The sequence below is a fragment of the Reichenbachiella sp. genome (assembly GCF_039969095.1).
GTDB lineage: Bacteria > Bacteroidota > Bacteroidia > Cytophagales > Cyclobacteriaceae > Reichenbachiella.
In genome coordinates, this window is the sequence record NZ_JBDVOL010000001.1 from 1 (window position 1) to 20,916 (window position 20,916).

The following is a 20,916-nucleotide window of genomic DNA, read 5'->3' on the forward strand; positions in this document are numbered from 1 at the left end:
TTTCGAAGTGGAAGCCTCATCAACGTCTGAGCTTGAAGTTACTTTGACAGTTACCGGTCCAGCCACGATAGATGGGGCTACGATCACGCTTGATGGCATAGCAGGTACGGTAACCGTATTTGCCAACCAAGCAGGTAATGAGGAATTTGAAGCTGCTGAAGAAGTAAGTATCACTTTCGAAGTCACCGAACCAGTGGTGAATGCAGTTTCAAATTACCAGTTGGACATTCAGGTATATCCTAACCCTGCTAGTGAATGGATTACAGTAAAGGGCTTGACATCTCAAGCTGAACTACAGCTGATCAATTTAGATGGGCAGCTGAAGAAGCAGCAGACGATCAATAGCTCAGATCGAATAGACGTCACTACATTGACCAAGGGCGTCTATGTACTCAGAGTCTCAGAAGAAAACTCCTATACAACAACAAAGATTCTTATCCACTAATAAGCTAGGCATAAAGGTTTAGGATAAGTTTTAGGGCAGCTTCGGCTGCCCTTTTTTGGTCTAGTCAAAAAAGTTAAATAGGATTCTAATACTAATATTTATAATTTTAGATTGAACCTAAATTAAGCGGGTGAGTGAAGTATTATTGTGTACTGTATTATTAGTAATACTCCTGCGAATGCAGAATAAATGCATTTAAATATATACTTATGTAAACCGACTGACATGAATAAATACCTAAAGTTCTATTATTTTATTCTGCTGATCACAGCGGTGACTTTAGAAATTGCTCAACTTTTTTATACAAAGGGGAAACAATTGTTAGAACCAGTAACCTACAGGTGGTTAGTTCTCATTACTCCAGTGAATTTGTATTGAATGGAGATATTGAGCCGGTCGGGTTAAATGAGGAATTACCCTTAATTCAAATAGCTATAGTGGGTTTACAGCAGCAGTTATTTTATCTTGGTTCTTATACTAAGATTAACTAAACGTAATCAAAATCATGAATTTGTCTAATTGCATTATCGAAGCATCTGGTAGGAAGGTATTATTTTTTCTTTTTTTGAATTCTATAGCAGTTTTCAACGCACATTCTCAAATAAAAGGAATGGATAGTGTAAGATACTTTGAAGATTATAATAAAGGTTTTGCACTCTATCGGGCCGGACAGTATGATAGTTCAGTTTATTACTTATGCAAATCAGACACATTGGCTCTGGCTAGTGGGTATACTCAAGGTCATTACAAATCTATTTTTGGGATGGCTTCTGTATTGATAGCCAAGGCTCAGTATGATTCTGCGACCGCTCTATATAACGGAGCAATAAAAGAATTATCCGTTGATAATGAGTTTCCGGATATAATTGCGACAGCAAATTTTGGTAAGGGACTCATTGCTTACCGTAACCTACGCTTTGATGAGGCCATTCAACAATATCGAGAAGTAAAGAAGTTTCGGGAATCTTTTTACGGCGAAAATCATGTAGAAACGGGGAAATTATATGCAAATCTGGGGATGACATTTGAATTAATAGACCTTTTTGATAGCAGTATCTATTATCAAAAAAAATCTATGGAAGTATTTGCTGATTTATTGGGAAACGACCATCAATTTGTGGGTAGGATGAAGCACAACTTGTCAATTGTATACAATCTGAGCGGGGAACAAGAAACTGCACTCAGTCTGATTAAAGATGCCATAGAAATACGTGAGAAAATTTTCGGAGCAAATCACATACAGGTTGCTCTTTCTTATCGTCAATTAGGAACGATCTATGATGAAATGGGTCTCTGGAAGGAGGCAAGAAATGTTTATCTAAAAGCAATCAATATCCAAGAGACGATTGCTTTATCCGAAGAGAATGCTGAGTTAGGTAATTTATATGCTCAGTTAGCATTGAACCATGCCGTTAATAAAGATACATTATTGGCCTTGCAATACATAAAAAAGGCTCAAGATAGGTTAAAGCTTGCAGTGGGGATGGAACACGCTCTTTATACCTTGAGTTTGGAGAACTATGCAGAAATATTGTATGAACTAGGAGATTATGAGCGGTCGGTAGAACAATTTGAAGGGGTACAAAAAAACTATGAGTTGTTCGGATTTAACTATCAGAGCATCTTGATTGGCTCTCACCTGAAAGAAGGCAAAGCTTTATTTAAACTTCGTAAATATGATCAGGCTTTAGCATCTTTCGACACTGCATTGAATATGCTGAAAATGTCTAACGATGATTTTGTTGATCTTAAAACGTTTTCCTCACCCCTTTTTGCTTTGAAGATACTCAAGGAGAAGACCAAACTTCATTTGTCAACAAAGAATTATGCTAAGGCAAATGAGACTGTAGCTGTCGCATTTGAAATATTACAACAGGTAAGAGGCATCATTCAATTAAGACAAGATGTAGCTGTAACGAATCAACTATGGAGTGATTTCAATTTGCTAGCTGTAGACATTAATTATCAATTGTATGAAGAAGATGATAATGAGGAATACCTGAATAACATCTTTATCTCTATGAATCGAAATAGAGCTTCTCTTATAAAATCAAGACAAGTTGATAAGATTTCAAGGAGAAAATTTAATATCCCGGATTCTCTTCATCTGAAGGAGTACAGTTTACTCTCAAGGTTATCAAGTTTACAAAGTGATTTGGGCGCAGAATCAGATCTTCAGTCGAGTAATGCTGAAATAAGTGATTTGATGTTTCAGATTGAGAATATTCAAGAAACATATGCAAATGATTATCCAGAGTATTTCGCTTCAAAACAACAACTTTCATCGGTCCCATTAGATGAATATAGGGGCAACTTAAAAGAGGATGAAGTTTCGATACACTACAGTTTTGGTGACAGTGTCTACTATATTATTGGTGTTTCAAAAAATGAAACGTTAATTCATCGATCATTTCAAAATATTGGTCATGATATCGATCAATTCAGGAAAAAGTTGACAACTAGAGAAGATTCTATCGATTACTTGGCAGAAAGCCTTTTTGGTTATTTGGTGAAGCCGATGGAGCATTTAATAAGTGCAAAAAACAATTTGACATTCTACTCTTCTGACAAGCTTAATTACATTCCACTAGGACTTTTACAAGAAGATAATGGAGACTACTTATTGACTAAGTATCAAATCAATTATGGTGTGTCACCGGACTTAAACTTATCACAGAATCAGAATTTCTCTGGCTTTTCGAAAAATGAACTGCTCAGCTTTGCCCCAGAGTTTATTTCAACTGAGACCAGCCCAATGACTGACATTGTTCGAAATGAACTAAGCCAGCTTCCTGGAGCAAAAAAGGAAATTGAAGCCATCAATCAGTTTTTCAGAGGAGCCGCATTTATTGGGTTAGATGCTACAGAAAGCAATTTCTCGAAGAGGGCATCAGGTTATGAAATCATTCACTTGGCTACTCATGCCATAGTCGATGATGAAGACCCTGATAGATCTCGGCTGATTTTTAATTTAAGCAATGATTCAATTAATGATGGGTATCTCTATGCGGCCGAAATTTATGACTTGGATCTTAATGCAAAACTAGTTACTCTAAGCGCCTGCAACACAGGCTTTGGACAAATAAAAAAAGGAGAAGGCGTCATGAGTTTATCAAGAGCCTTTGCCTATGCAGAAGTACCTGCTACGGTAGTAAGTCTCTGGCCGGCATCCGACAAATCGACGCCAGAATTGATGAAATACTTTTACCAAAACCTCAAAGACGGCCAACGAAAAAGTGTGGCGTTAAACAATGCCAGAAAGCAGTACTTGGCTACAGCCACAGGCAAAGCACGACACCCATTTTATTGGGGAGGATTTGTGGTGATAGGGGATGACAGTCCCATCACGAACGAAAATTCATACGTGGCTATGATTTTGTCCCTGATGTTTTTATTGACAGCGGTACCTATCGTGCTGGTTATTAAAAACAAGTATTTGAGTATCGATTAGTCTAGCTTATCGAGTAGCTCTGTAGACTTTGATTGATAGTCTTTACTAGATTTCAATTTGCCCAAACGATTTTTAGCAGACTCTATCTGCCCTTGTCTAATATCAATCAGCGATAGGTACCATAGAGCAGCTTCTGAATAATAGGGAATTTGCTGTTTTTCAATTTGATTGAAATCCGTTTTCGCAAGTTCAAAATCCCCAAGGTCCATCAGACAAATCGCCCTAAAAAAGAGTGCTGATAAATCGTCTGGGGATTGTTTCAGATATTGGCTGAAATAGGCTGCCGCTTCGTCATAATTGGCAGCATCGTACAGAGTAAATGCTTTTTCTTTATGGTTGGCCAACTCACCTGAATCGTCTCTGGTGGGTGTATATTCAAAATTTTCGTAGGGCTCGTAGTAGGCCACAAATAGATCTTCATGATTGGGCTTCAGTGCCCACTTGCCAACAAAAACCAGCGCCAGCAAGACTGAGGCCGCTATGCCTATTTTTAAATAGGGAAATGGTACGGAAATTTTTTCTTCGTCCCACTGAGAGAATTTCATTTTGAGCGCTTCCCTTCCATGTGCACGGATACCAGCTATTTCTGCCTCTACGAGATCAACTTCTTTTCTGAACGCTGGATCTAGGTCATATTTCTCTTGAAATTGTCGCGCTTCTTCTTCGCTCAATTGTCCATTGAAATAGTCCCGGATAAAAATGTCAACCTCTTCCATTTTCCTCACTTTGGGTATTTTTTCTCAATCTTTCCAGACATCTCTTCTTCTGATTTTTAGCTACCCCGCCATTTTTATAACCCAGTCGCTGGGCGATGTCTTTGAATGACAGACTTTCGTAGTAAAACAGTTTCAACAAAGACTTACATGGCTCTAACATCAGATCTATTTCCTTTTTGATCTGCGCTGCGGCTTGCGCTTTGTCGCTTCCTAATTCCTCTGTGCTTTTCAGAAAAACCAAATGTTCATTCAATCGGATTTCGTGCTTGAGCACTGTATTTTCTTTCCTAAACTTCATGAGCACCTGATTTTTTGCGATACTGTACAAATAGGTACTTAGTTGACTAGACAATTGATACAATCGGCCATGTATTATATTTTCATACAGGTACATCTGGGCTTCTTGATAGGCATCTCGTGCCTCCTCACTGTCTAGCGAAAGTTCTTTCTGACACCAGGAAATAAACTTTTCTTGCTCCTGCAAATAGAAGGCTTTGAAAAGTGTTTCTTTTCCTTCTTTGAGCTGATCGACAATTTCCTGATCCAAGTGTTTAGGCATTAATAGTATTCGTGGCAAAAGGTATACAGTCCATAAATCTAATGAACCAAAATCTTCTTCTCTGGCTTTGCGGAAAAGATTTTTCTGAATTGCTGTATACCTATTTCCACTGGCGCAATTAAGGCACAAGAAACTTTAAACTTAATGCCATGAAAAAAGCCTTAATCAACAATATTTTATCACTTACATGCTTGCTCTTCATTACCAGACTGGCAAGTGCCCAGATAGCTGGGGGAACCTATTCCATAGGATCTACAGGAACTTACGCTACTTTAAGCGCCGCAATTGCGGCTATCGATACCGATGGAATTTCAGGAAATGTTACGCTGGAATTCGAGGATGGCCATGTAGAAGATGGTTACAATATCATCGGTAGTTATACAGGAAACACGAGCTATGAGCTAGTCATTAGGCCAGAGGCCGGCGCTACTTCCGTAGAGTTGACCAGCAGCATCAACGGAAATATTCTTGACTTTATTGGGGCTAGAAATGTGATTTTGGATGGCCGAGCTGGAGGAACAGGAGCATCTGTTCTAACAGTAAATAACAACTCTACCTCGGGTGCATTGGCTGGTATCAGCTTTGAAGGTCAAACGAGGGACATCGCAGTTAAGTATTGCAAAATTGTCTATATGGGTGTGGGTATTCGCACAGTTGGAGGGGGTATCAATGATCCTGAAAATGTGACTATCGAAAACTGTACATTCTCTACGCCTGAAATTAATACCACGCTTACAAATTTGTTAGCCATAAATCATAATTGTACAAGTACATCTAGTATGACTATCAGAAACAATGTGTTGGAAAGTCCAAATATAGGAACTGGTAGTGTTGGTACCTACTTGGCCATGTATATACGCAGTGCTGCTGATATCTATAACAACATGATAGCCGTTGGGGATATTCCAGCTGATAAGATCTACGGTATTCGTACCAATTATGGATCGGGGATGAATATTGATCATAACACGATTGCTTTTGAAGGCGGATCCACTTCTAATGCTACAGAAGACGTTTGGCCGTTGTATTTTCAGCATGCTGGAGAAGTTACCATTGCCAACAACATCCTAACCAATGGCTTTGATTGTGGGGTGGGCTGTACTCGTGGACTCGTTAAGCATCAGACTACTTATGGTGGAACCTTAGCAGGTCATGACAATGCACTAGGGATCTCAATTAATCCAGATTCAGAAGCTGAGATTTTTTGGTATCAGAAAGATGGTCTTAGTGCCAATGCCGACATTACTGAAGATTTCCCTGGGAATTCAATTAATTTATCAGACAATTTCAATTTTATTGATTTTGCTAATTGTGATCTGGAGTTGACGGAGTCTGCTTTGTCCAGTATAGTCAATTTCCGAACAATAAATCCATCCCAGACGACAGACATCTATGGAACGTCAAGAGATGCCGATCTTGCTACCAAAGGTGCCATAGAATCAGACTTCACTAGCGATGCTAATATTTACGCCATGTCGGCACCTGAGTTGACAAGCGTCTCTGTACAAGATTTTGGTACTTCTGGAAGAATTTACATAGAAGTAGAAAACCCTACCACAGATTTTACATTTACCCCCACGTTTACATTGGCTCCCGGCGCAACCATAGACCCTGAAGGTGGGGAGTCATTTGATTATAGTCGTGTGGTTAACTACACGGTTTTCTTTGATGTGACAGCTGCTAACGGTACAGATATTAAAAGATGGATACTTTATTTGACTGGGTTAAACAGTTGGCCGGGAGGAACCTATAGCGTGGGAGAAGGACTGGACTTTGAGAGCATTGACGAGGCAGCGACTGCATTCAATATATTTGGTATTGAAGGCGATGTTATTTTGGAGCTCGAAGATGGATACTCGGGAGCTTGGGGCAACTTTTATGGTGGTGAAGGACTTGACGATTATACCATTACTATTAGACCTGAAGAAGGTGCCACAAACATCACAGCGCCTTACAGTAATACGGGAGGAAAAAATATCATACTCGATGGTCGGCCCGGGGGGGTAGGAGAGTCTGTCCTGTCCTTTAGAGCGTTAAGCTATCTTGCCTCTGGCACCCAAGGAGTTATTAGACATGTCAGCTTTTCAAATCAAGCTGGCAATGGTCTAACATTTGGCTTGAGAGTGTATGGGAATACAGCAAACGTCACCATCGAAAATTGTTCTTATACTAGGCCAGTGGCCCTAGGGACTCCAACAGGTAGTAAATTTTCTACGATACTAATTATGACCGGTCAGGATTTAACGATTAGAAACAATAAAATCTACGATTTTAAATATACCCCATCATCAGGTAGTGCAGAATTTAATGGTATTGAAATCGTCGGAGATGTTACCGGAAAAACAGAGATTTACAACAACGTGATCAGCATAAAACCTGAAAAATTTGTGCCGCAGTATGGAATTAAAGTATCTAGTACCACAGGAGAAGTGGACATACACCACAATACCATCAACATCGAAGACTCTGGCACGGATGATCAAACCGGGATATACACAGGAATTCAAATATCCAGCGATCCTTCAATACTCAACATACAGAATAATATTGTTTCAAACACCAGCCCAGGTACACGCCGAGGCATTTTATACACAATGGGTTCAGGTGAGAAAAATGTTGACTTCAACAATGTCTCCGGAACGCTTCCATTTACCTATACTGGTACGATCACAGATGCCACGGCGTTTAAATCTGCTTTTATCAACTCAACTACAGAAGATGTAAGTTTTACTGACCCTGCTACTGGCGATTTATCCCTCAATAGCAATTTGAATAACAACTCTTATGTCAGGACAACATTTGATTCCGGTGTAGCTGAAGATATCAATGGTACATCAAGGAGCACTTTCCCAATGAAAGGAGCTTATGATGCTGAGGGCAGTGGATTTAACGACATCTTACAGTTGTCTTTTGAAAACTCCGATGATCTGGTGATTGACTCTGATGCTGCAACTGTATCAGTAAGCGCTCACCCGGATACTGATTTGTCAAGTCTGGTGGTAGATATTACACTTCCACCCAATACCAGTATTTCACCAGACCCAAGTATTGGTAGAGACTATACAAGCCCTGTGGTCTTTACAGTGACTTCAGAAAATGATATGGACAAAGATTGGACGGTGACTGTATTGGGTAGAAATGTAGCGCCTGAAGGGCTGACTCTTTCAAGTCCGGAGTTAGATGAGAATGCAGGAGAAGATGCACTCGTCAGTGTTTTACTTCCATATGACCCTAATGTTGGAGATACACACGATTTTAGTTTGGTAGATGGTGATGGAGCGGATGATCATGCTTTCTTTTATATAACTGATAATATGCTCTATTCTTACTATTCGCAGAGTCATGAAAGTAAGGCCGTTCGTTCGATAAGGGTGGAGGTCGTTGATCAGGGTGGATTGTCTGCGGAATTTGTTTTGGAGATAGCCATAAACGATATCAACGAAGCACCTGAGTATTTAGATGTTGATGAAAACGAATTCAATGAAGGCATTGAAGCGGGTACGTTCATTTCGTTTTTTGATCTGGATGACGAGGACGAAGACGATAGCCACACCCTCACATTCGTGACGGGAGAGGGCGATGAAGACAATAGTAAATTTGATTTTGGATTCAATCAAGAAGATGGTCATTACCTTATTACACTCGTGGATTTTGATTACGAAACGCAAAACGAATTCTCTATCCGTGTCAGAGTGACGGATGCTGGTGGCTTATCAGGAGAATTTGTCGTACCTATTTTTGTCGATGATATAGCAGAAGACCCAACTGATATTCTTTTAAGTCCCTCGGCCATTGATGAAAACAATGAGGTAGATGATGAGGTGGGGGTTCTGTCTGCCGTAGATGACGACATAGAAGATACACATATCTATTCTCTAGTGACAGGGGATGGAGATACAGACAATGCTTCATTCTCAGTCAATGAAGTAACGGGTCAAATAGTGGCAAAAGAAGTATTCGATCGTGAAACAAAAAGTAACTACTCGATTCGAGTAGAAACAGATGATCAAAACGGAGGTGTTTTTTCAAGGCAAATCACCATAGAGATCAATGATGTAAATGAAGTGCCTACTGATGTAGATCTGGATAATAAATCTGTAAATGAGAGTATGCCTGTAGGGACTGTTGTTGGAATTCTCTCCACAGAGGATGTTGATGTAGGAGATACTCACACTTATACAATTGAAGAAGGATGTGCTGAATGCAGAACCCTCGGAGACGCAACCGACAATTTCATTATTGTAGGCAATGAACTTCGTACTAACACTATATTTGATTTCGAAACGCAAGAAGAGTACTTCATTACAATTACTTCGACAGACGAAGGAGGGCTCAGCTTCCCGAATGGGTATATTATTATCATCAATAACCTGCCTGCTCAAATCACTGCTGTTGAATTGGATAACGCCTCAATCAATGAAAATGAGGATGTCGGAACATTGGTAGGCACCTTAAGCACCTTCGGAGAAGATCTGTCTGGTAGCTTCACTTATGATCTGGTAGAAGGTAGTGGCAGTGAGGATAATGCTTCTTTCACCATATCAGGCAGCGAGCTGTTGACTACCGAAAGTTTCAATCATGAGGTGAAAAATAGTTATGCCATCCGGGTCAAAACCGACGATGGAAATGGATATACTTTGGAGCAGGAATTGACAATTACTATTGAAGATGTTTCTGAAGCAACAGATACAAATATCTTGACCTTTGTTTTGGGTGAGCAAACCGGCGAGGCTGATATTGACATTGTCAATAATACAGTGAGTATAGAAGTAGCCTACGGCACAAATCTAACGAATTTAAGTCCAACCATTACGGTTTCTGCAGGTGCAACTATATCTCCATCAGACGTTACGGATTTTAGTGCAGCGGTGACCTACACAGTGACCGCAGAAGAACCTACAGTCACCGAAGAATGGACCGTCACCGTCACCGAAGCCGCCAGCAACGAAACCGATATTTTGACTTTTGCTTTGGTAGCACAAACGAGTGAAGCCACGATTAATGCGGCGAATCACACGGTAAGTATAGAAGTGGCAAACGGAACAGATTTGACCGATCTTGAGCCCACCATCACCGTATCTGCCGGAGCTTCGATTTCGCCATCAGGTGCACAAGACTTCAGCGAATCCGTGGCTTATACGGTCACAGCTGAAGATGGATCGACAACACAATCTTGGGAAGTGACAGTAACTGAAGCACCAAGCAACGCAACAGATATTTTAACTTTTGAGCTGGCAGCACAAACTGGAGGCGCTACCGTCGACGCCTCCAATCATACCATTGCTGTGGAGGTAGCATTTGGCACGGATCTTACCAGTCTGAATCCAACGATAACCGTATCTGCTGGAGCTAGTATATCTCCATCAGGACCGCAAGATTTTAGCAGTGGGTTCACTTATACAGTGACTGCGGAAGATCAAACTACCACTCAGGAATGGGTAGTTACAGTAACTGAGGCTGAAAACGAGGAGGTATTGGCCGTTGCTGACTTGGAAGCCAAACTCAAGATATACCCGAACCCCGCATCAAATCAGTTGCAGGTAGAAGGGCTGACTGGCGAAACAGCGGTTGAATTTTTTGATCTAAGTGGTCATATGGTATTATTCAAAAACATGAATGACAAAGGATCCATTGAGTTGGCTGATATTAAGCCAGGCCTTTATCATGTAAGATTTACCAACGATAAGATTTCCACAACAACTCGACTTCTTATTCGGAGATAAGCAAGCGTAGTATCATGGCACTTGCAACTCAAAAGGGCAGCTTCGGCTGCCTTTTTTTATGATCCCAAATGGTCTACATCAGCCCTATGAGTAGCACTTTCTTCGTTTTGGATTTCATTTTCGATTTCTTCAACATGACTTTCGCAGCTAAGCAAAGAAATAATTGATAGGAATAGGACGAGTTTTTTCATTATTACTAATACTGATTATAGTTTAAATTTTAAAACTGGAAATTAATTTAAATAAGTTCATCTTAGAATATTCTTGTAAAAAATTATTGGTTATAAGAGGTCAAATGGTTTGGTTAGTGGTATGAAGCTTCCACTGTACATACATTCGTTGCTAATGCTTATGAGCATTAGTTCAACATTTGGTCAAAATCTGAATAATAGAGCTGAAATCTTACCAGATTCGGTCTTGATCAATATTCTTGAAAAAATTGAATCCAATCGCAATCCAAACTTTGTCTTGGGTTTGTTTAGCGATTCTCTACAAATAGCCAAATGCCAAAATGATAGCCTTAAATCCAGGGCATATTACCACATGGGTAGAGCCTATGGACAACTTGGAAAATTTGATCAATCATTAGAGGCACTTTCTAGGGGCTTGGAGGTTTCGGCAGATTTACCGGATAGCAGAATCGGGATTGCAATGGCTCAAGGGAATGTTTATTGGGCAAAGGATTATTATAGGACAGCTCTGGAGAAATATCAACAAGCTTTGAAATTGATTGATTCATTTGAAAAGGGTCGGTTTGTGACATTCCAGATCATGCTCTATGGAAATATTGCTGGAATTTATTCAAAACTGGAAGATTTTGAGCAGGCGCTTTTATATGCAAAGAAGAGTATCGAGCTAGGTTATAACTCCGGAAATGTTAGAGCTCGCGGACACCTAAAATTAGGCACTATATTAATTGATATAGGAGCATACCAAGAGGCATTAGATAGTCTTTCGATCACAGAGAAATTCATTTTTCAGCAAAAAGATTCTATCGCGCTAGTTCACTGTTGGTTAGCCAAGGGGATGGCAAGTAAAGAGCTGAATAAAATAGATTCGGCTATGTTTTACATTTCACAATCCGCTTTGGTTGCCAATAAATTAGACTATCAAATTCCAGAAATTTTACTTGTAGAAGGCGAAGTTCAAGAATTGAAAGGAAGTTCATCTCTGGCATTATCAAAATACAGAAAAGCACTTGAAATAGCCAAAGAAAAGACATCGCTCAATGGGCAAATGGAAGCCTATGAAAAAATGAGAGAGTGGTTTAAGAAGCAAAAGCGCTTTGAAGAGGCTTACAATTATTATGCACTTGGGGCAGCTTTGCAAGATTCTATATCAAGTGTGGATGTTATTAATAGAATTAATGAGTTGAATACAAAATATGAATCAGAGAAAAAGGAACAACAAATCTCCCAACTCGAGTCGAAAAATCTGATTCAATCGCTGCAGGCGGAAAAGGATAAACAAGCAAGATGGCTACTGATTATAGCTGCTGTGGCGCTGATTGTTATTGCTGGTTTGCTCTATTTCCGATCCAAGTCAAAATCAAAGACCAATGCCTTACTTGATGCGAAAAATCAAGAACTCGCCAAACTTAACCAGACCAAAGACCGTCTATTCTCGATCATATCTCATGATTTGAAAAGCCCGCTCTCTTCGTTTCATACCATTACTAAGAGTTTGTCTGACCACTGGGAGAAGTTGGAAAAGGATCAACTCAAAGATTATATCATCACGCTGCGAGATTCTTCTAGTGATGTCAAGGACATGATGGACAATCTGCTCAAGTGGGCACTTTCCCAGTCCAATCAGCTTCATTACAAACCAACTCAAGTGGAGCCTAAAGAAGTGGTGGCTAAGATCATCAATGAGCTAGGTGCAGTGTCCTCGTTGAAAAACATACCTATAGTGTTGACAGCCATTTCATCAGAGGAGATAATTGCCGATCATGATTTTTTACAGATCATCATCAGAAACCTCCTGAGCAATGCCCTGAAATTTTCGAACAATGATTCCAAAGTAGAAGTTACAGTTTCAGCGACCAATGATCATCAGGTTCTCACGATTCAGGACTATGGAGTAGGCATGGATCAGGAACAAGCCGATCAACTATTTGCTGGTAGCATCATCGCGCAGGACATTCAAAATTCGACTGAAAAAGGAACTGGATTAGGCCTAGTGTTGTGCAAAGAGCTCATGGAAAAAATGAGCGGTAGTATTGAAGTCACTAGCGAATTGGGAAAAGGCACTATCTTTAGGCTGGTATTTTCAAAAGCCGCTTAATTTCTACCATGTATTCAATTTTTCTGATCGATGATCACAAAATCGTAAGAGACGGGCTCAAGGCCATGTTGTTGGCTAGACCCGAAATCCAAGTCATAGGGGAGGCCGCTTCTGCTAAGGAAGCATTAGAAAAACTGGCTACTATTCAGCCCGACTTGATCTTCGTAGACTTAAAATTGCCCGATGCCAATGGCAGTCAGTTGCTTGAGCAAATCATACCCACTCAATCGCAGGCAAAATGTGCCTTACTCACCGCCGATCCTAATCCCACAGACCTCAAACGTGCCCAGCAGGCTGGCGCCTTGGCTTTTTTGACCAAAGACATGGACACTACGGAATATATGCAGGCCTTGGACAAGATGATCGAAGGCAAGCGACACATCTCAGCCGCTTTTTCCGAAGTCCTGTTGGATGCCAATAGCGACTATACGCCGCGCGAGATAGAAGTACTCACTGGCTTTTCGGACGGCCTGTCTTACAAAGAAATAGGTGCCAAGCTTGACATCAGCCCACGCACCGTTGAGACACACAAAAATCATTTGCTCGAAAAAATGCAAGTCAAATCCATCGTGGAGATGGTACGCCGTGCCATTCGAGAAGGGCTGTTGGAGGCCTAATAAGACAGTTTTGCTTTTCACATCCGTAATATTCCGTACCCCAAAGGGGAATATCCCCGATTGAATCCGAGTAGCATTATTCAGAATTTTGAATCTGAATAAACCTTATGCTACCATGAAAACTAACAAACAATTTCTGACATTTTTAGCTATTCTTCTCCTTGGTGGAATGGCCTATGGTCAGGCACCAGTGATCACTTCCACCTATCCAAGTACTGGCGCTATTGGAGTATCTAATCAGACTACTATTAGGATTGATTTTGATCAAACTATTAGTGTCAATACAGGTTACACTATTGCTATAAGAGAATTGAAAGAGAATCTAGGTTCTGATCCATGGTTTCACTCTGGCAATTTCCTTTCTCCTGCCGTAACAGTTGGCAGTAATTACATTCATATTGATGTGAGTCAAGTAGGAAAGACTTTTGATTACGATACAGAATATTACATCTATATATTTCCAGGCGCTGTAGAAGATGTGACTGGAACCTACTCACATCCAGGTATTGATGATAAAACTACCTTGACTTTTAGGATTTCGGAAGATCCTGCTGCTCCTCATATTGTATCTTTAAATCCCAGTGACAATGCGATTGATGCACCAGTCAACGGTGTATTCACAGCTACTTTTGATGAACCGATCACCAAAGGATCTGGAAATGCATTTCTTCTTGACCTTACCAATGATTTATTCGCAAACATAAGTGCCGATAAACTTGTCTTCAGTGGAAATACTCTAACCATAGACCTTGGAACTGCAGCAGCTTACATGGACAACAATACCACCTACTATATCAAGTGGGATGAAGGTTTTATAGAAAGTGTGGCTACTGGATACCCAGTAGCTGAGTATAGCACGCATCGTTGGCGTTTTACGACTGGAGCCCCAGATGGGGTAGCTCCGACTATTACAGGCTCTTCACCCATTCATAGTGCTACTAATGTTTCTAAAGACCTAAGCACAATCACTTTGACTTATTCTGAAGATTTGGTAGATAGTCCTCATGGATGGTTTTATTTGTATAAAGGAGGGACACCTTATCAACTCACTAATACTATCGATGGAAATATCGTTACACTCAGTAATATCCCAGAACTAGAATATAATACTTACTATTCTGTGAGATATAGTGACCCTAATGGTATTCATCCTAGAATAAGGGATTATACGGGTACAGAATTAGATGGGGGGTGGGTTTCTGTTGGTTTCACCACCGAAATCGACCCAGATGCAGATGTGACGGCACCAACACTACTTAGTACTAGCCCTGCACACTTAGAGACTGATGTTGCACTAGATGCCAACCTTGTTTTGACCTTTGATGAAGATGTGGTTGCAAATACAGGAAGCTTCACTTTAACGCTCCTTGATGGGACTCCAGTAGAAACATTCCCTGTATCATCAGCCAATGTTCAAATTGTTGATAATGTAGTCACCATTAATCCTACATCAGACTTAATTTATAGCTTGGTATATAAATTTGGAGGCCCTGCTAATATTTTGCAAGATGCATCAGGAAATGGCGTTGCCTTAATCAATGCTACTTTACACAGGTTTTATACAGAAGCTGACCCCGCAGCTAACACCGCCCCAACAGACATCACTTTAAATTCATCATCCATAGATGAAAATAGTGCGGTCAACACAGTTGTCGGTACGTTATCCACTACTGATGCAAATGCCGGCGATAGCCATACCTATACTTTGGTGTCAGGTACAGGTAGTACCAACAATGCAAGCTTCAATATTAATGACAGCCAGTTAAGAGCTAGTTCATCTTTCGATTTTGAATCCAAGAGTTCATATAGTATAAGGGTACAAACGAGTGATGGTACAGCTACTTATCAAAAGCAATTTACCATCACGGTGAATGATGTAGCAGAGGATGACACTGCTCCTTCTGTTTTAAGCACCAGCCCAGCAGATAATGCCACTGATGTAAGTGTGGATCTTGGCACTTTTACATTCAATATGTCTGAAGCAATAAAAGTAGGTGATGACCCAGGCATATCTGGTACGGATCATTATATTGAATTGAAAAAAGGCACAAGACCCAATACAATAACCCTAATCAAACGTTTTGATGTGAGTTCTGCTGATGTAGAAATTACCGGTAGCACGGTATTATTGAAGAATATACCGCAGCTTGAGCATAATACAGCATATTGGGTAAGGTATTACTCACCCACTAAGGCAGCGATTACTGATCTTTCGGGAAATCCAATGACTAATTATAATAGCTCCAATGGTTTTGCCTTTACTACTGAAGAAGAAACATTAGATACTGCAGCACCCACTGTGGTCAGCACTTCACCTGCAGATGAAACCACTGGTGTAAGTATCAACCCTACATTGACCATCACCTTCGATGAATCTATAGCGACACCTACGGGTTTTCAAGGATGGGTATACCTAAGAAATCCCAATGGGTCTGTATTTGAAACCATTAATATAGAACCAGCAAGTATTACCGCTGGAACCTTGACTATAAGTGGCAACCAAGTTGAACTAAATCCGGCCAGTACATTGGCTTACAATACGAGCTATTACGTTACTACAAATGGTGGATTTCGAGATGCTGCAGGTAATCAATCTGCCACTCAACAAACTAACACTTGGTGGAATTTCACCACGGAGACTGCACCAGATGAAGCAGCACCAGTAATACAGAGTTATAGTCCTGCTGATGGCGCTACTACAGTAGCTACGGATGCTAATCTGGTGATGACATTTGATGAAAATGTGAGTACCTATAATGGCACCTTGACTATTTATAACGATAGCGATGAGGAGATAGAATCTTTTGGCTACGGACAAACCGCATTAGGTATTACAGATAATGTAGTAACCATCAATCCAACAAGCGATCTGGCTGAAAGTACTGATTTCTACGTATTGTACACAGCCAATTTCATCAAAGATGCCTCCAACAACTTTATACCAGCCCTTACGGATAAAACCGTTTGGAATTTTTCTACGGCAGCTGGCCCTGATGAGACCGCACCAGCTCTGGTAAGCATCAGTCCTGCAGATGGAGCTACAGATGTGGCACTTAATTCCAATATTGTTATCACATTTGATGAGCCGGTTTTCCAAAACGGAGATCCAGGAGTGAAGGCGAATTTATATAACTATACTGATGCCAGTGCCGCTCCATTAGCTGAATCATTTGCAACCATTTCTGGGTGGGGAACGACCACCCTCACCATTGAATATATTTCTTTTAGTTATCAACCCAATGAGGAGTATGGATTGTGGACTTACTCTGATTTTATTACCGATGAAGCCGGCAATGGATACAATTTTGATCAAAACAGTCATCAGTTTACAACCGGATCGGCTCCAAACAACGCCCCTACCAACATTGCCCTCAATTCGTCAAATATTGATGAGAATAATGCAGTGAATGCAGTAGTAGGCACTTTGTCAACCACAGATGCGGACGCTGGAGACAGCCATACGTATAGCCTAGTGTCAGGCACAGGTAGCACTGACAACAACAGCTTCAATATCAACGGCAGTGAACTCCGTGCGAGTTCATCTTTCGATTTTGAAAGTAAAAGTTCATACGGTATTCGTGTGCAGACCAATGACGGTACAGCTACTTACCAGAAGCAGTTTACTATCACGGTCAATGATGTGGATGACACGGCACCGACTATTGTTAGCACAGAGCCAGAGGATAATGCGCTAGATGTAGCTGCAGATATAGGAACACTTACACTCGAAATATCAGAGCCAGTTCAAATTGTCAGTAGCCCTGGTGTTGCGGGTACGGACTATTTTTTGCAATTGAGACGGGTTATAGATGAGAATTCTTCTTACGTGGTCAAGGAATTTGACGTAAGTGCTGGCGATGTGGAAATTGATGGGAGTACTATTATGGTGAAAAACGTCCCTCAATTGAGCTACACTTCTGAATATTTTTGGAAATTTTCCGGAACCAGAATTTTTGAGGATGCTTTAGGAAATAAGCTTTCCGCATTCGAATATTATTTTACCACAGGTGAAAACCCCAATGACGTCACTTCACCTGTATTACTGTCAGTATCACCTGCACCTAACAGTACGAATGCACCCATTGATGGCAATTTCGTGTTCACATTTGATGAGAACATTCAATATGTAAGCGGAGGTACTGGTCAAATCGAAATTGCATCTGGAGGAATGCTCTTAGAACTAATTGATTTGGGAGATCCACAGGTCAGTATCAATCAAAATGTACTGACCGTTGATCCGAAAAAGCTGATGAGAATAGATACAGATTATAGAATATCTATTGGACTTGGTTTTATCGAAGATTTGGCTGGAAATCATTTCTTTAACTATCAATATTCAGCGGATCAATTTACGACTGCATCTACCTTTACTTTTGGTACGAGCAAATCACCAGAAGATAATGCCTCGTCAGTGTCTATTGATATAGGGACGTTTTCAGTCACTTTCGATACAGACATTCAGAAATCAGGAAACGGCATATATGAAGTGCAATTGAAGCGAGTAAGTGACAACCAAATCGCTAAATCCTGGCAAATATCAAGTGAGGAAGTAGTTGTTGATGGGCCTACGGTGACATTTAATAATGTTCCAGAATTGGAACCAAATACATCTTATTGGATTCATAAACAACACATAGAATCTTTCACGGATTTGAATGACAATGAAATATGGCATCCGACTTATATAAATACACATTGGAACTTTACAACAGGAGCAGCTCCTAACAGCACCCCAGCTGACATCACACTAAGCTCCTCATCGATTACCGAAAATAATGCGACCAATGCGATAATAGGTACATTATCAACTACAGATACGGATGAAGGCGACACGCATACTTACAGTTTGGTATCAGGCACAGGCAGCACAGACAATGCCAGCTTCAATATCAATGGCAACCAACTTCGAGCGAGCATAGGATTTGATTTTGAGAATAAAGAATCATACAGCATCAGATTACAAACCAATGATGGCACAGCTACTTACCAGAAGCAATTTACCATAACTGTGATCGATGAGGATGATACGGCTCCAGTTCTTGTGAGTACCATCCCTGCAATTGGTGCTACTGATGTGGCGGTCAATAGCCATTTGGTGGTTACGTTTAGTGAAGCAATTACAGCAGTGAGCAGTAGCCCAAGCTATATTCGCTTGGTTGATTTTGATACAGACATTGCAGTGGAAAGTTTTGATCCTGAGAACAACAGCGATGGCAGAGTGACTATTTCTGGAGCCACCATCACCATCAATCCAACCAATGACTTGGACTATTCAAAACAATATTATTTGATCTTCAATGATGATATGTTGCAGGATGAAGTAGGCAACTTGTTTGAAGGATACAACAATAATTCAACTTGGAATTTCACCACTGAAGAAGAGCCGGACCTCACACCTCCGACTGTCGTTTCGTTTGATCCTTTGCACAATGCCACCGAAGTCCCAGTAGATGGAGATTTAGTCGTGACTTTTAGTGAAGAGATCCAAGAAACAGGAAGCTACATCCGAGTGAAAAAAGTAATAGGATCTTCAGCGGTGCTTAGTGGAAGGTTAGAATCCTACCCAGAATTGTTTACCGTGAGTGGCAATCAGTTGACTATCCATTTAGCGAATGCTAATCTTAGCGCCTTATCTTATGGCATCAGCTACTATGTACAAATGAACGAAGGAGCTGTGCAGGATTTGGCTGGCAATGCTTTTGCTGGCATAGCCGATGATGCCAGTACATGGAGTTTCACTACCGAAAAACGGGATCAAATCATCACTATATCTGACATAGCTGACAAGCTAATCACAGATGCGGCTTTTGATGTGGTTGCCAATACGGACTCTGAATTACCTCTGACTTATGATGTGTCAGGACCAGCGACAATCTCGGGAAGTACCATCACCTTGACAGGAGGTACGGGTTTAGTGACCGTGACCGTATCACAAGCCGGAGATGCGAACCATTACTCAGCAAGTGAGCAAATCACGTTTAATGTAACCGATCCTTCTAAGCTGACTCAGACTATTACTTTTTCAGTGGATGATCAAGTGTACGGGGATGTAGTCACACTTGATGGCAGTACAGATAGTGGTCTACCTGTAAGCTATGAATTGGTCAGTGGTCCAGCAACAAGATCTGACAACCAGCTAACTATAATCGGAATTGGTGTCGTGGTAGTACGTGCTACTGCAGATGGGGATGATTCATACAATCCAGCAGTACCTGTAGAAGTGTCTTTTGACGCAGCAAAGGCAGATTTAACAGTAACAGCTCACAACCAGACGATGACTTATGGAGAGGAACTACCATCCCTCACTTTCGAATACGATGGATTTGTAAACGAAGAGGATTTGACAACATTGGAAGAGGAACCTACGATTAGTACCGTAGAGGCTACCAGCGATGCCGGTATATATGATATCACTTTGACAGGTGGGTCAGCTGACAATTATGAGTTGATACTAGTCAATGGAGAATTGACCATAGAAAAGGCAGATCCAGTCTTAGAGATTGCTGAAGTCGATGATCTGGCTATCGACGCCGAACCATTTAGTTTAGAAGTCACTATCGATTCAGACCAGAACTTGAACTATTCGGCATTCGGTCCTGCGACAGTGTCAACAGAAGGCCTAGTGACACTGGATGGCGAGATTGGAGAAGTAACTATCACAGTAGTAGCCGAAGTTAGCACCAACTACAATGAGGCCAGTGAGTCTGTAACGTTCTCAGTGTTTGACAATAGTCCATTGGCGCAAACGATCACCATCACAGCAATCGAGGACAAGTTGACCACAGACGAAGCGTTCGAAGTGACGGCTTCTTCAACTTCTGAACTGGAAGTAGCCTTGACCGTGACAGGCCCAGCCTCGATAGATGGAACCACGATCACCCTTGATGGTACGGCGGGTACAGTAACCGTGTTTGCTAATCAATCCGGCAATGAGGAGTATGCGGCAGCCGAAGAAGAGAGCATCACATTTGAAGTGACCGAGCCAGCAGTAGAGAAGCAAGACCAAACCATCACAATAGCAGATATAGCTGATAAATTGACAACAGATGATGCTTTCGAAGTGGAAGCCTCATCAACGTCTGAGCTTGAAGTTACTTTGACAGTTACCGGTCCAGCCAC

At 41.0% G+C, this 20,916-nt stretch carries 9 protein-coding genes; 6 read left to right on the forward strand and 3 right to left on the reverse strand.

What is annotated here, in order from left to right; translation table 11 throughout:
• Positions 1–445, forward strand: a 445-nt coding sequence (locus ABJH98_RS00005) for a T9SS type A sorting domain-containing protein (RefSeq protein WP_348305567.1), incomplete at its 5' end; no start/stop codon positions are given.
• Positions 446–1,055: 610 nt separating this feature from the next.
• The gene (locus tag ABJH98_RS00010) at positions 1,056–3,896 is read left to right on the forward strand and encodes a CHAT domain-containing protein (protein WP_348305568.1); all 2,841 of its coding nucleotides are present in this window, start codon (positions 1,056–1,058) and stop codon (positions 3,894–3,896) included.
• Here ABJH98_RS00010 and ABJH98_RS00015 read toward each other — a convergent pair.
• Positions 3,893–4,612 (reverse strand): tetratricopeptide repeat protein, encoded by a 720-nt coding sequence (locus ABJH98_RS00015; protein WP_348305569.1) that lies wholly within the window; start codon positions 4,610–4,612, stop codon positions 3,893–3,895. The genes ABJH98_RS00010 and ABJH98_RS00015 overlap by 4 nt on opposite strands.
• Positions 4,599–5,171 carry a sigma-70 family RNA polymerase sigma factor gene (locus ABJH98_RS00020; protein WP_348305570.1) on the reverse strand — a complete coding sequence of 191 codons (573 nt, stop codon included), beginning with the start codon at positions 5,169–5,171 and terminating at the stop codon, positions 4,599–4,601. Before ABJH98_RS00020 ends, ABJH98_RS00015 begins: the two co-directional genes overlap by 14 nt.
• A gap of 149 nt (positions 5,172–5,320) precedes the next feature.
• On the opposite strand from ABJH98_RS00020, the gene ABJH98_RS00025 reads away from it, so the two are divergent.
• On the forward strand, positions 5,321–10,894 hold the full coding sequence (locus ABJH98_RS00025; RefSeq protein WP_348305571.1) for a cadherin domain-containing protein: 5,574 nt from the start codon (positions 5,321–5,323) through the stop codon (positions 10,892–10,894).
• A 56-nt stretch (positions 10,895–10,950) separates the two neighbouring features.
• On the opposite strand, the gene ABJH98_RS00030 is transcribed toward ABJH98_RS00025, so the two are convergent.
• The gene (locus ABJH98_RS00030; protein ID WP_348305572.1) at positions 10,951–11,085 is read right to left on the reverse strand and encodes a hypothetical protein; all 135 of its coding nucleotides are present in this window, start codon (positions 11,083–11,085) and stop codon (positions 10,951–10,953) included.
• Positions 11,086–11,245: 160 nt separating this feature from the next.
• Here ABJH98_RS00030 and ABJH98_RS00035 point away from each other — a divergent pair, with 160 nt between their 5' ends.
• The 3 genes from ABJH98_RS00035 to ABJH98_RS00045 all read left to right on the forward strand — a co-directional run.
• Positions 11,246–13,180 (forward strand): ATP-binding protein, encoded by a 1,935-nt coding sequence (locus ABJH98_RS00035; protein WP_348305573.1) that lies wholly within the window; start codon positions 11,246–11,248, stop codon positions 13,178–13,180.
• 8 nt (positions 13,181–13,188) lie between these two features.
• Complete coding sequence (locus tag ABJH98_RS00040; RefSeq protein WP_348305574.1) at positions 13,189–13,797, forward strand: response regulator transcription factor; 609 nt, start codon at positions 13,189–13,191, stop codon at positions 13,795–13,797.
• 115 nt (positions 13,798–13,912) lie between these two features.
• The coding region (locus ABJH98_RS00045) for an Ig-like domain-containing protein (RefSeq protein ID WP_348305575.1) at positions 13,913–20,916 on the forward strand (7,004 nt) is incomplete at its 3' end.

Excerpts from the sequence above, each read along its gene's own strand:
- ABJH98_RS00015 (WP_348305569.1), bottom strand. The coding sequence starts at position 4,612 with ATGGAAGAGGTTGACATTTTTATCCGGGACTATTTCAATGGACAATTG.
- ABJH98_RS00035 (WP_348305573.1), top strand. The coding sequence starts at position 11,246 with ATGAGCATTAGTTCAACATTTGGTCAAAATCTGAATAATAGAGCTGAA.
- ABJH98_RS00040 (WP_348305574.1), top strand. The coding sequence starts at position 13,189 with ATGTATTCAATTTTTCTGATCGATGATCACAAAATCGTAAGAGACGGG.
- ABJH98_RS00025 (WP_348305571.1), top strand. The coding sequence starts at position 5,321 with ATGAAAAAAGCCTTAATCAACAATATTTTATCACTTACATGCTTGCTC.
- ABJH98_RS00030 (WP_348305572.1), bottom strand. The coding sequence starts at position 11,085 with ATGAAAAAACTCGTCCTATTCCTATCAATTATTTCTTTGCTTAGCTGC.
- ABJH98_RS00020 (WP_348305570.1), bottom strand. The coding sequence starts at position 5,171 with ATGCCTAAACACTTGGATCAGGAAATTGTCGATCAGCTCAAAGAAGGA.
- ABJH98_RS00010 (WP_348305568.1), top strand. The coding sequence starts at position 1,056 with ATGGATAGTGTAAGATACTTTGAAGATTATAATAAAGGTTTTGCACTC.